Raw genomic sequence first — 13,108 nt, 5'->3', positions numbered from 1 at the left:
ACCCAAACATTATTTTCATACATCTTAATTTTATTATCCGATTTATCTAATAAAAATGTTCCATTATTATTAGCTGAAACCGTCGCTAATGCGTTAGAAACATTATTAACCGCTGAAAGAATGATCCCTCTCGTATTATTGGTTTCATTAAAATCTAAAATGGTTGCCGAACCATTCACTTTATCTTTTCCTATTGAAACTTGCCCTAATGAAAAGATTGAAAGAAACATGGCTACTACTATTTGTATATTTTTCATTGTATTATCTTTTATTGATTATTATGGTTGAAATCCTAATTGTACTAAAGCATAAGCCATTAAATTATGAACAAATTTTTCTTGAGGTGTATTAATTACTGTATCTGCTATTAATGAGTCTCTAAATATACCTTCGTCCCAAACGAAAATAACTTTTCCTTTAAAATCTCCTCCTATCGTCCAAACTGCGACACCTCCTCCAGTAGCTGTCTCATTAGCATAAATAGTACTTGTTGATGGTAATTGATTTGCTAAAACTCTCCCTTGTGTAGCTGCTCCTGACAAATTAATGTTTTTTGTATCTCCAAAAACATTACTCATCTCATTAACAGGAGAACTTAAAGCTGAGATAGCTCCATTTCCATTACTTCCTGTTATTCCAAATGCTGTCAGTATTGGATTAAAATTATAAGCTGAGCTTGTATCTAAATTAATAATTGCAACTCCTCCTTCTTTTACAAAATCAGATACATGTTGAGCCTGAACAGAGGTAATACTAGTGTATCCTGTATTAATAATATCATAATTACTTTTCAATTGACTACCTGTACTACTAGCAAGTGTAGTAGATAAGTCTGAAAATTCGAATCCTGTAACTCCTTTAAATGTTCCTGCTGGTCCATAATTAGATACATTAGTCAATTGACTATCGTAAGCTGGAAATTGTCCTGAACCTATAGTATATGAAGCAAACCTCCCGATTCTAATCTTTCTTGGTGGTTCTACTACAGGATCACACGTATTTTTTATACAATTCCAAATAGTCCCATTGTATAATTGTACACACTTTGCATCAATATTATAAATAATCATTCCTTCTTTTGGTTCAGTAATCTTAGTAGAGTTCTGAACTCGAGTAATCACCATTCCTTTTGTATTAGATTCTAATGCCAAAAAACCATTTGGAACATTATCTGGCCAAGCTTCTTGTTTGCTGTGAGTTGTGATTCCTACATTCGTATAACCGTCAGGTGTTCCACCTATAGCTGGATTGGTACATTGTACCAGTTTTTTTATAATAAATGATCCTTCAGAAAAACAAATAGTATTTTCATTCGTCCCGTAAGGTCTAACCTTAACACTGTATGTTTGATTAAATTTAAACCCAGTGATGTATCCCTGACTATCTATTGCTAAACCAGCTGGTAGAGTGTAAATATGTGTTGGATGATAATTTGAAATTTTAACACTTTCATCATCTTCATTTATAATTATTAATGGTTCAGGCATATTATCTGCTACTGTAACTACTACATCATCAAAACTTGAACAAGAACCATTGTTTGTTGTCCATCTAAATGTATAAGCCCCTATTACTGATGTTCCATTTACCATTGTATATGGTGAACCTGAAGTAGTATCAGGCGAAAAAGTTATATTACTTGGACTAACTCCGCTTGGAGTACTAACTACCGTCCAAGTTCCTTGTCCACCATCTTGATTTCCTAATAAAGGAAACCCTGGGGCACAACTTGTTGTGATATAATCTCCTCCCGCATTCGCATTAACTTCCTCATTTACAGTAATAGTAAAAATAGTTTCATTTGACGCATTCGAAAAATCAAACTCTTTCTTTATAAAACCAAATCTTTCATCTCCCCAATCTTTTCCAGGCGCTGAAGCTCTGAACGTATATACTCCAGGTTTATCTAAGTTTGTAATGGTTACTTTACCACCTGTTTTTATATTAGCAGCATTTAGCTCTGCATTATTAATAATAGGATTAGATGCACCATTAGGTTTCGATAATGTTTCAATACCATAACGAAGAGAGTAATCTTGTAAATAAGAACTATCACCCAACTTTATAGCAGGTAAATCTACTACAACGGATGAAATCCCAGCTCCAGGAAGACATGCTTCTACATTGTTAACATGAATATCTGTCTGAAAACCGCCACTAATATGAATATAATAGGTTTGATTTGATGAACAAGTACTTCCTGTTTTAGTTTTACCAACTCTAATTGCATAAGTACCTGCTCGCCATCCTCCTACAGGAGGTGTTACTGTAAAATTTCTATTAAGCGGTTGACCAGCTGTACCATTGTGGACTACTGTTGGATAGCCTCCAGTAGGTGCTATACTAGAAGGGGCAGCTGTCGTAATCACATTATTCGGATTTTCTGATGGATCAATCTTAAACTGAATTGTAATTGGTGTTGAATTACCAATATAAGATGGAGGATACATTGATGCTCCTGTTCCTCCTCCAGAATAACTTTCTATTTGACCTAAATTTATGTCTCTAAACCCTAATGCTAAATTAAAAGCAAAGTTCATTGTAATTGATGGAGTTGTATAGGAACCTACTGAATTACTAACAGTAATTGTGAATGTATATATACCTTCAACATTTATCGGATTAAAATAAAGAGTACTATTATCTATTGATTTAAATGTTAAATTTCCACCAGAAGGAAAGCTAATGGGATTAATAGTAAAAGTCGTTCCGAATTGTGCTGCTCCAGAAGCTAACCCATCTGTACTAATAAAAGGTGCAGACGTTAAGCCTAAAGAAGGTGTTGTTGTTAAACTAGATAAACAAAAACTTTTATTTGTTTCAATATTAATATTAGGGTTAGGTATAAATCTTACAATGATTTCCTTTTCATAAAAACAACTTGGGTTAAAATTTGATGTAATTTTAAGAATTACCTTGTAAGCTGGGTCAATTTCATGATTTGCTTTATTTATTAATGAAAAAACAGGATTTGCTATTGTTGAATTACTAAATTGACTATTTGTAGAAACTTGTGGATTACCAGATTGTTGACTTCTGTAAATATTAACAGCTCGCCATTCACCTTTAAACCCTTCTGGTATTACTCCTTGCAATTGATAAGATCCTGTCGTAGCAGGTATAGTGGCACTACTACCTACCCCTGCCGAAAAACTACTCACATCTCCTGTAGATGTTATCGTTACATCAGAAGTCGTAATTTGTCCACTAAGATTTTGAGTTACTCTAAACGTATATGGCCCAGGAGTATTCATTCCTGTAACTGTAGGTTCAAGTATGGTTGAATTTGAAAATATAGGGTTAGAAGCTCCTGTAGGCTTACTAATGATAGTCCAGTTGAAAGTTGCTCCTGAAGAACCTGTTCCATGAAGAGCTGTATCAACACCACATATTATACGATTTCCTCCTGCGTTTACCTGCCCAAACAAGTTTAGTATACTCACAAAAAGAAAAGGTTGATTAAATTTTAATTGTTATTTTTTACTTAATGAATGCTCTATTTATTTAGAAGGATTGTATCAAAAAAGAAGTATAGCCTTCTAAAAACTACTAATTATTTTATAGAAATTAGCTCCTCATAACTACATAGAGAGAATAAATAATCTAATAGAAATAGGTTAATTAAATTAGAATATCGGATTGAATTGTTATATAATTATACCCATGTATAAAATAAAAAAAGTCGATTGTTATTTTCATAATTTTAAATTGTTTAGTGATTATTTTATGAATAGTCCTTCCTAGACTATTTGTTCAGCGTATTGATTTACAGCACAATAAATTATAAAATTGATTTTTAGTTAATTACTCATTTAATAAACAATTAAAAACGCCTTTATTAAAAAAAATAATGTTTAAAAAGAGAGTTAAGACAGTATTTTTCAGTAATTAGTCTAGGAAGGACTACTTTTTTTTGTTAAATTCGTTCATTATTAATTTATTAAATCTGATTGAATGACATTTAATTTTTTCTTGCCTGATAATGGAGATGTGAAAAATATCCATCTTTCATTAATTGATCAATCCCAAAATAAAAAGTACACTTTTAGAACTTCTCTTCGCATTACTCCTGATCAGTGGGATGCTCAAAAACAACGTCCTTGTAATATTTATTTGAAAAAATTCAAGAGGTTAAATAGGAAACTGGATAAAATTAAATTGCAGGTTACAGAGCATATTCTATTTAAACGAGATCTTCATAAAATTCCACTTCAAAGAGAACTTTCAAAAGAAATAAAAGAAGTTTGCATTAACAAGGAAAAACAATTGCCTGAGAATGCGCTTTTACGCTTTATGGAAAATTATATTTCTTTCAGAAAGGATATTATTTGTCATTCTACCTATAAACGATATAAGGTTTTTTTAAGGTTATTGGAACGTTTTGAAGGATATGCCACTCAAAGACTTTATGTCGATACCATTAACAGTCATTTTATTACTGAATTTATAAAATTCGGAAGAGAAGAAAAGTACAGCGATAATACCTTATATCGTACCATTCATTTTGTCAAGACTATTTTAAATTTTGCAGAAAGAAGAGGTATCAGAACCAACATCAGAGAGATTGAAATTCGACGCGAAAAGCAACAGAAAACCATGACAACTCTCAATGAAGAGGAAATCTCGACGATTAAAAAAACAAAGGTTCCGAACGATTTACAAGCTGCAAAAGACTGGTTACTAATCAGCTGTTATACCGGACAACGTTTTTCTGATTTTATTACCTTCGACCAGGAAAAATTAATCACAATTAACGAAAAGACCTGCGTTAAATTTATCCAGCAAAAAACAAAAAAAGAGATCATTCTACCTTTGCATCCTATTGTCATGAACATCCTCAAAAGAAATCAAAATTCTTTCCCAAAAACAATGGATATTCAGCAATACAACAAAGAGATAAGGCTGGTTGCAAAAGTGGCTGAGTTAAACTGTACAATAAAAGGAAAAAAACGAATAGGACACCGTGTAGAAGAACTAATACTGGAAAAATGGCAACTGCTCAGTAGTCATATCGGAAGAAGAAGTTTTGCAAGCAATTTTTACGGAAAAATTCCAACACCCCTATTAATGGAAGCCACCGGACATAGTAGCGAACACATGTTCCTGAAATATATTAACCCGGCAAATAACGAACGTATTATGAGTTTATCTTCCTATTTTGAGAGCAAGTAGGTATTTGAATTCAATTACGTAAAATCATAAAAATATTACACTCCTATTTTCTAAATTTATGTATCTAAAACTTTAAACTACATAAATTGGAAGCATTGGCTATATTTTTAACTTTAATACTATAAATCATATATAAGGCTTTTCCAAGATACTCGAAACAATTGCTGTCAAACTTATTTGAATTGTCAAAGTTTAGACACTTAATTGTTGCTTCTGTTTTTCAAATGGCATATAACATTCTTTTTCGCAAAGCAAAATATAGCTTTTTTCGTTATATTATTCCAAACATACAACAACCATCTCACAATAAATTACGGTTTTCACGTAAAAGCAAAAAACCGTTCTCAAAAAATCTAAATTTTAATTTTTATTGAAAAAGGATCAACGAACTGGCGAATTGACTGAGGGTATCGTGAAAGATTTATTGACTTCTGCGCCTTATCATCATCATGGTATAAAAGTTCGTTTGATGGATGGACAAATTGGACTGAGCAGGAAATTATTGAAGACGATTTTTAGAACGCATCAAATTATAAATTAAAAGCCCTTATTCGTATTAGTAGGAGATGTGAGATTTGAGATAATAGATGTGAGATGTAATTTGTCAAACTGAATTTATCTCAGCTTCTTTTTATCGTCAGTCAGAGTGACGTTTGTAAAATGTTGTATCGAAGACTTAGACGATAAATAACAATTACTCACTAATTATTTTATTTATTCATTCATTTTTTTATTCTTTTTAATAACATATATTTGCAACCTCAATCATTTATTGAATTATGTTTTTCTATTTAAAAATTAGTTGATAAAACCCTTATTTAAGCTCACATTTCGAGCCTAAATTTTATTATTCGGATGCTTTTATTGCATTCGACAGGGTTTATATTATCTAATTTTTATAAAAATGAAAAATCAAAATAAGTCATTTATTTGGCTAATTATATTCTTAGTTGGGTTTCCGCAGATTAGTGAAACCATTTATACTCCTTCTCTTACATTTTTGGCTACAGATTATGGAGTATCTAATCATCAAATACAAAAAACACTTAGTATTTATTTTATAGGCTTTGCAATAGGTGTTTTACTTTGGGGAATACTCTCTGATATCATTGGTAGAAAATCGTCTATGCTAACGGGAATAGTATTGTATATCATTGGTTCATATCTTTGCTTACAATCTCCTAATTTTGACACTCTCCTATTTGCGCGTTTTGTTCAAGCCATAGGAGCTGCTGCTGGTTCTAATGTAAGTCAAACCATTTTAAGAGATACTTTTAATAACAAAGAGCGAACAGCTGTTTTCAGCACTATATCAGCTGTTTTAGCTTTTTCTCCCGCAATTGGTCCACTATTGGGAAGTATTGTAGCCTCTATATGGGATGTTTACATGGTATTTGTTTTGTTGATTTTATTGGGAACGGTTGCATTATTTTGGTCATCTTTCGGTTTAAAAGAGACATTGCAACAAGATAAGAAGCTTAAACTAAGTTTTAGACAAATCACAAAAAAGATTGTAAATGATAAAGTTTTTTGGATTTATGGAGGATTGATAGGTATTCTAAATGGAATTATTTTTAGTTACTATGGTGAGGCTCCATTTATTTTTATGGAGTATTTTAAATTTAGCATGATTCAATATGGCTGTTTAGGTTGCATTGTTGCTTTAGCTAGTTTTATTGGCGCTAAATATTGCAAAAAGATGAGCATAAAGAAAACAAATCAACAAATCCTTTTCACAGGCAATTTAATCTTCTTATTAGGGATAATTCTGTATATGATTTCAATTTCATTCCTTTTATCTTATTCTACCTTAGTCATCAGTTTCCTATTAATAGCTGTATTTGTTATCTTCTTTGGTCTATCTTGTATGCTACCAGTATGCTTGAGTAATGCTTTAATAAATCATACCGATCATTTAGGAATTTCAGGAGCTATATTAGGACTCTATTATTATTCCATTGTAGGAATCATAACATTTATTATGAGTTATATAGACAGTTCATTCTTGTTATATTATCCACTCTTTTTAATGTTTTGGTTTATAATAATTCTACTATTATTCAAATTGTATTACGTCAAATCTTAATTTATTTTTGCAAAACATCTATCCTAAAATTTTAGGATAGATGTTTTTTTATATTCTCAACTGCCGTTTCAAATAAAAACCTATTTATTTTTCCTTCACTTCATCCCTATTTTGTTAAACAAAATACTTTTATTGTTTTTAAAATAAAACTTAAGCCAAATAAGCATTTAAATTAAAATAAACTATTCTATAATCGATTTACTTTTAAATAAAGTAAGAAACATTAAATATAGTTTAAAATTTTCATTTTAACCGTTTAATACCGTGTAAACAGTATTAAGATTGTAGATTTATAAAATCATTCATTTATGATGATTATTTAAGGTGAAAAAGCATAGAATGGCATTAGTGTCGTTCTGTGCTTTTTGAATTTATTAAATTCCATTTATGTTATAAGTATGTTATAATTAAACATAAAATAGAAAGTTTAATTATAATAGTGTACCTTTTAAAAAAAATAATTATGACAACTGGAAGAATTAATGATGAATTGGATAATTTAATATATTATATTAATGAATATCAAAAATCTCAAAATAATTTAAGTAAAGCTATAAATAAAACTCAAATAGATGATGCTAATTATACTTTAGAACTTAACTTATTAGCAATTGAAGCGGTTTTTAATTTGAATCATGAATTAAAAGAAATTGTATTGCTTAATGAGATAAATAAAAAAGAATGTATACAAGGTTCTTTTTTATCTACAAATTTTATAAACGATGTGAGAAATTACATTCAAAATGTAAAAAATTACGCTTAAAAACTATTCAAAATTTTATATAATGATATTTCAAGGTTTGACTGTTTTACAGTTGAACCTTTTTTCAAATATAATTAAGAGTTGATTTAAAATTAACCCCAAATTATCAATTGGGTGTGTCCATTTTATAGAAATTTGCTCTAGGATAAATATGCATATTTTTCAAAATCTTCTTCCTTTGTGAATATCTCATTATTTTTGTAGTATTTACTTATTTTTCCATTCGAATTTTTAATTAGATTGGCAGTTTAAATTATTTTTCTGATTTCTATCGTAAAGCCAAAAAACATAGCTAATCAGTTTCTATTATTTCTCCAAATTACAATTAAAAACTCATCAACCAAATAATCTAAAAATGATAAAAAACACATTATAGAACTTACCAATCATATCTCTTCTTTCATTTATAAAAGGGAAAAAAAGTAATTCATGTCAATTACAATAAAATATTACTATGGAATACTAAAAAAATGTTGAAATTTTAAGTCATGAACTAAAAAATATTATCTTTTTATATAAAAAAATCACTAATTAAACATTTCCAATCTTCTTCAATTTATATAAGAAAATTTAACATATAACATCTAGCTAATAATTGTTCACCATCAGAAAAACTAATAAATAATATGATTTCTACGGTATTATTATAGTAAATAAATAAATTAGAAAAATTGAAATTAATACAAACCCCTGCATAATATTAGTTTTCCCTGTTGCTAAAGAAATAGTAATAATAAATAATGACAATCCTAATAAAATAGTTGATTTAGTATCAATACCTAAACTCATTCTTATTCCTGTAACTACAGATGTTATTGCTATTACAGGAATACTAAGCCCAATGCTTGCCAAGGCAGAACCAAAAGCCAAATTTAATGATGTTTGAATTTGATTATTTCTTGCTGCTCGAAAAGCTGCTAAACATTCCGGAAGAAGTACAATTCCTGCTATTATTACTCCTACTAGAGATTTTGGAGCACCTGCCCATTTTACAATATGTTCTACATCTTTTGACAGTAACTTTGCCAATAACACAACAATACCAAGACACAATATCAAAAATAAAATACTTATGTACATTTCCTTGCGTGATGGTTTTATTGGAAGTTTATGTAACGCATTATTTTTAGATAATTTATTCTCTGGAGATATAAAATAACTACGATGACGAATAGTCTGCATCATTGTAAAACCAAAATATAAGCCTAAACTAATAATAGATACAAAAACTAATTGCATAGATGTATACTCACCTCCATTATGACTAATCGTATAATTAGGTAGAATAAGTACAAAAATGATAATAGAAGTAAGAGTAATTAATGCTGTACTTACACCCTGAAGCGTAAAATTCTGTACTTTAAATTTTATAGAGCCTATAATGATACATCCTCCTATAATTCCAGTAATAATAATCATTACAGCTGCATAAACTGTATCTCTAGCAAGTGTAATAGTTTCTAATCCTTTTGCTCCTAACATAATGGAAATAATCAAAGCGACTTCAATTATAGTAATAGCAAATGCTAAGAGAAGCGTACCGAATGGTTCTCCTACCCTATAAGCAATAACCTCTGAATGATGCACAGCTGCAAGCACACTTCCTATAAGCAAGAAAGATAAAATAAAAGAATAAAATGCTCCAGAAAAATAGTTGTGCCCAAAATAAGTTAACCATCCAAATATTGGAATAAGAATAGTCCATACTAAAAGATATATTTTTTTCTTCATAGAAGATAATAGTGTTTTTTGTAGTATTTAGGAATTAAAAAATGAGTGTTTTGTTTAATATTATATACATAGAGTATAAGAAACTTTCATTAAAAAATGATGAATCAAACAAAACTTTAATAGTTTTAGACATCTAAGTTTTGGACATTAAAATCAAAGTGGTAATTGAATAGAAGTCTAGAAAGACTAGAAAAAATACTGAATAATCTTTGAAAAAAAATTGAAAATAAGAGTTCTTGAATTTACTTATATGTAAATAAAATATTCCCAAATATAGTGCTAATCTATAAAGCCATCATTAGAAATGAAAGATTATTTTATATGATACAATTCAAAATCAGGATTATTATAAATTATTTTTTACAATTAACTATGATATATTTTTATACAATAATTAGTATGTAAATTATAAACTCGATTTAAAATAGAAATACATCTTCATATAACTTCTACAGCCTTTTAGTTGTTATAATTATTTACATCATTAATTTATTATTCTTAAAAATCTTATAAATGAAATATGTTCTATTACTTTTTTTGAAGCCTATCAAGTCAGTCAATCCATCATTCTCGGTAAATTTTCAAGCCACTATCGGCTAACATTCTTAGCTAATTCATATCATATAAATGTATTCGCATGGATTTTCCTATAAAATTAGTCTAACAAAAAAATGTAAAGCAGTAACAGACTTTTATTTTAATTTTTTTTTGTCAAATTGTTATTTATCCAACTATTTACTTTACATTTGTAGCGATATCAGAGATAAGATATTAATTAGTTACAAACTAAATTTTTTAGACATACCATTTTTAATTTTTTTGGCAGCAAGCCTTTTACTTCTTAAAATATTGTATTTTTTTACTTTTACTTTATACTTTTCAATATATTCAATTTCAAATTGATTTTTAATCTCAAGTATTTCACGTTAATTATCACGCGTTAAGTTGATTAATTTATTGAGAATAATGAACGATTTCTTTTTTTTAGAATAGAAATAGTTCCTTTATGTATAATTATAGAAATTTTTTATTATTCTCTTTTTTTAAAAAAAAATATTATGCAAGAAGGTACAGTTAAGTTTTTTAACGATACAAAAGGTTTTGGTTTCATTACAATTAAAGAAACAGGGAATGAAATTTTCGTTCATACATCAAATTTAATTGATGATATTAGAGAAAATGATAAAGTTTCGTTCAAAGTAGAACAAGGGCAAAAAGGCCTTATGGCTACTAACGTTAGACGTATGTAATTAAACTTTAATAATAATATAGTAACGTAAACATATAAATGTTTTTAAACTAAAATATTATTTAATACACCATATAAGGCTGATTCTATAAAGGAATTCAGCCTTTTTTCATTCAAAATACCAACTGTTTATTTTGATGCTGTTCTAGAATTGTAAAATGTATTATATTCATTTCTTATTCATAACTTTTAATTATTTTCATATCCTGATTACATTTTTTATAAACTTACGGTTTCACGTAAATCAGATTGTAAGACTATAATTCCTGCTAAATAGACTATACGGAAGTACAGAAATTGTTGGCATATAGATAAAAACTACATCTCAATTTGTAGAACAGAAAAATTTGAAGAGTTCAATAATGTTTACATAGTTAGAAATTACCCGGAAGTAAAACCAGAAATTTTAATTGAATAATATTTGGTTATAATAAAGAAAAGCGTCGATTGACGCTTTTTTAAATAAATATCTTTTTCCACTTAGCAACAGTATTTCTACTTAATTTAAAATGATTTGCCAATTGTGAATTATTTAGATTATGTTTTTTCTGATAATCTAGTATCAATATAATATCCTTTTTAGAATAAGATTTGAATTTTTGATTTACTTTAATATTTTTATTGTGTTCATCTTCGAAAATCAATTTATTTAATTCTAAAATATCAAGTATGGATAAAGTGTTTTTATTCAATATTTCTTGGCAAACTGATTTTTTTGAAGGATAGAGATCATTTATAATATCTGTATAAAGTGTTTTATAATTTATCTTGGTTTTCATTGGTTTGAGTTTAAAAAGCCACTAATCACTATAGAATGATTAGCAGCTAATGGTTAATTAGAATAGGTTAAATTAATAATTAGAGAGTATAGTTTTTATTTGTCCATATTTTTATACTTACTTATCCATTTATACAAAGTTGTTTTTGGAATATGATAACGTTCAATCACTTCTATAGTCTTCATATCTCCAGTTTCTATTTTATTCAATATGTAATCTATCATTTCTTTCGTATACACATTTTTACGAAATCTAGGTAATGTTGATTTTTGACTATTAAGAGAAAAATTATTAGTTTTTACAGGAGCATATAAAATCAAGTGTTGAGAATACAACCGAAAAAAATCATACTCTAATAATTTACTCCATTTTAAAAGTAGTTCTGAATCGATACTTTCCTTATTATACATATCCTCCACTTCTTCTTTAGTTAATTTCAAGAAATTACAGATGCGTGATATTTCTATTCCTCTCTCTATAACTGTTTGCTTAATTAAAGTTCCTATGTGAATAGACTTGTAATTCAAAATTTTAAATTAAATTTTTTGAAAAATAATATCATAAGTTCTAGTTGCTCCTCCATCATTTTTTAATACATAAGTATTAACATTTGTTTTATATAATGTAAAATCGAACTGAGTACCTCCATCACTCTCACATGTATAAACATTTGGAAATTTAATGTTCCATGTAGGTGAATAAGTTACAGCTGTAGGTGGTATCGTTACTAAAGTACTATTAGCTCTAATATCTCTAGCTACACCATTTAAAAACACTAGTGCACCATTGAATGCTTGAAAAGATGCAATCATATTTCTATCACATGAGTTTCTAGAAAGAATAATTATATTACCTGAAGTAAAATTTTGTTCATTAATAATTGTTGCTGTTTGTCCTGTTGTTAATGTTATCTGCTTTCTTTCTGTAGTAACAATAAATGTACTACGATCAAGTTGCTTTACAATACCATCATTATTCCTAACTAAAAGCTGATATGGTTCATTATTATTTAAATTATCAGTAACTCTTATTCTTGTTCTTCCATTTACATCTAAACTTTGTGTTGGTGTTGTAACACCTATACCAACCCTTCCTTGATTAGTTATTACAACATCATCTACTTGTTGTGCAACACTAGGAACTCCTGTAGTTGGATTTGTAGTTGCAGCAGATGATTTTCCGTCTGTATGAAAAAGCTGTTGAGGATTTTCGGTATTTATTCCTACTTGAGAAAATAGAGTAACTGATGAAAACAAACTCATCAAAATGACTAAATGTTTTTTCATAATTTTAAATTGTTTAGTGATTATTTAATAAATAGTCCTAAC

Annotated in this window: 10 protein-coding genes and 1 pseudogene; 5 read left to right on the top strand and 6 right to left on the bottom strand. The window is 28.4% G+C overall.

The features are described 5' to 3' along the window. Both E4J94_RS17400 and E4J94_RS17395 read right to left on the bottom strand, forming a co-directional pair. Positions 1–257, bottom strand: a pseudogene (locus E4J94_RS17400) (hypothetical protein); the annotation flags it as partial. 21 nt (positions 258–278) lie between these two features. After that, entirely contained in the window at positions 279–3,443 is a 3,165-nt protein-coding gene (locus E4J94_RS17395; protein WP_135837053.1) for a hypothetical protein, read from the bottom strand. Positions 3,444–3,954: 511 nt separating this feature from the next. Here E4J94_RS17395 and E4J94_RS17390 point away from each other — a divergent pair. The 4 genes from E4J94_RS17390 to E4J94_RS17375 all read left to right on the top strand — a co-directional run bounded on the left by E4J94_RS17390 (position 3,955) and on the right by E4J94_RS17375 (position 8,021). Further along, positions 3,955–5,172, top strand: coding sequence for a phage integrase SAM-like domain-containing protein (locus tag E4J94_RS17390; RefSeq protein WP_135837052.1), 1,218 nt, complete (start codon positions 3,955–3,957; stop codon positions 5,170–5,172). Positions 5,173–5,542: 370 nt separating this feature from the next. Beyond that, positions 5,543–5,713, top strand: coding sequence for a YwbE family protein (locus E4J94_RS17385; RefSeq protein WP_135837051.1), 171 nt, complete (start codon positions 5,543–5,545; stop codon positions 5,711–5,713). A 363-nt stretch (positions 5,714–6,076) separates the two neighbouring features. Next, entirely contained in the window at positions 6,077–7,258 is a 1,182-nt protein-coding gene (locus E4J94_RS17380; protein WP_135837050.1) for a multidrug effflux MFS transporter, read from the top strand. A 463-nt stretch (positions 7,259–7,721) separates the two neighbouring features. Further along, complete coding sequence (locus E4J94_RS17375; RefSeq protein ID WP_135837049.1) at positions 7,722–8,021, top strand: hypothetical protein; 300 nt, start codon at positions 7,722–7,724, stop codon at positions 8,019–8,021. 633 nt (positions 8,022–8,654) lie between these two features. On the opposite strand, the gene E4J94_RS17370 is transcribed toward E4J94_RS17375, so the two are convergent. Next, on the bottom strand, positions 8,655–9,752 hold the full coding sequence (locus E4J94_RS17370) for a calcium:proton antiporter (RefSeq protein WP_135837048.1): 1,098 nt from the start codon (positions 9,750–9,752) through the stop codon (positions 8,655–8,657). Positions 9,753–10,810: 1,058 nt separating this feature from the next. Here E4J94_RS17370 and E4J94_RS17365 point away from each other — a divergent pair. Further along, positions 10,811–11,002 carry a cold-shock protein gene (locus tag E4J94_RS17365; protein WP_135837047.1) on the top strand — a complete coding sequence of 64 codons (192 nt, stop codon included), beginning with the start codon at positions 10,811–10,813 and terminating at the stop codon, positions 11,000–11,002. 457 nt (positions 11,003–11,459) lie between these two features. Here the strand turns inward: E4J94_RS17365 and E4J94_RS17360 are convergent, their stop codons facing one another. The 3 genes from E4J94_RS17360 to E4J94_RS17350 form a co-directional block, all read right to left on the bottom strand. Then, a complete protein-coding gene (locus E4J94_RS17360; RefSeq protein WP_135837046.1) occupies positions 11,460–11,780 on the bottom strand; it encodes a helix-turn-helix domain-containing protein in 321 nt (106 codons plus the stop codon). A gap of 95 nt (positions 11,781–11,875) precedes the next feature. Beyond that, positions 11,876–12,307, bottom strand: a complete 432-nt coding sequence (locus E4J94_RS17355) for a transposase (RefSeq protein WP_135837045.1) — start codon at positions 12,305–12,307, stop codon at positions 11,876–11,878. 9 nt (positions 12,308–12,316) lie between these two features. Next, the gene (locus E4J94_RS17350) at positions 12,317–13,066 is read right to left on the bottom strand and encodes a hypothetical protein (RefSeq protein WP_135837044.1); all 750 of its coding nucleotides are present in this window, start codon (positions 13,064–13,066) and stop codon (positions 12,317–12,319) included. Positions 13,067–13,108 lie beyond the last annotated feature (42 nt).

The organism is Empedobacter tilapiae (genome assembly GCF_004785645.1).
Classification (GTDB): Bacteria; Bacteroidota; Bacteroidia; order Flavobacteriales; family Weeksellaceae; genus Empedobacter; species Empedobacter tilapiae.
Note: the sequence above shows the minus strand (reverse complement) of the source record. Positions and strands in the feature narration are given on the sequence as shown.

Bases quoted from the DNA above. Each gene is read 5' to 3' on its own strand.
- E4J94_RS17350 (WP_135837044.1), bottom strand. From the start codon at position 13,066: ATGAAAAAACATTTAGTCATTTTGATGAGTTTGTTTTCATCAGTTACT.
- E4J94_RS17360 (WP_135837046.1), bottom strand. From the start codon at position 11,780: ATGAAAACCAAGATAAATTATAAAACACTTTATACAGATATTATAAAT.
- E4J94_RS17375 (WP_135837049.1), top strand. From the start codon at position 7,722: ATGACAACTGGAAGAATTAATGATGAATTGGATAATTTAATATATTAT.
- E4J94_RS17390 (WP_135837052.1), top strand. From the start codon at position 3,955: ATGACATTTAATTTTTTCTTGCCTGATAATGGAGATGTGAAAAATATC.
- E4J94_RS17365 (WP_135837047.1), top strand. From the start codon at position 10,811: ATGCAAGAAGGTACAGTTAAGTTTTTTAACGATACAAAAGGTTTTGGT.
- E4J94_RS17370 (WP_135837048.1), bottom strand. From the start codon at position 9,752: ATGAAGAAAAAAATATATCTTTTAGTATGGACTATTCTTATTCCAATA.
- E4J94_RS17380 (WP_135837050.1), top strand. From the start codon at position 6,077: ATGAAAAATCAAAATAAGTCATTTATTTGGCTAATTATATTCTTAGTT.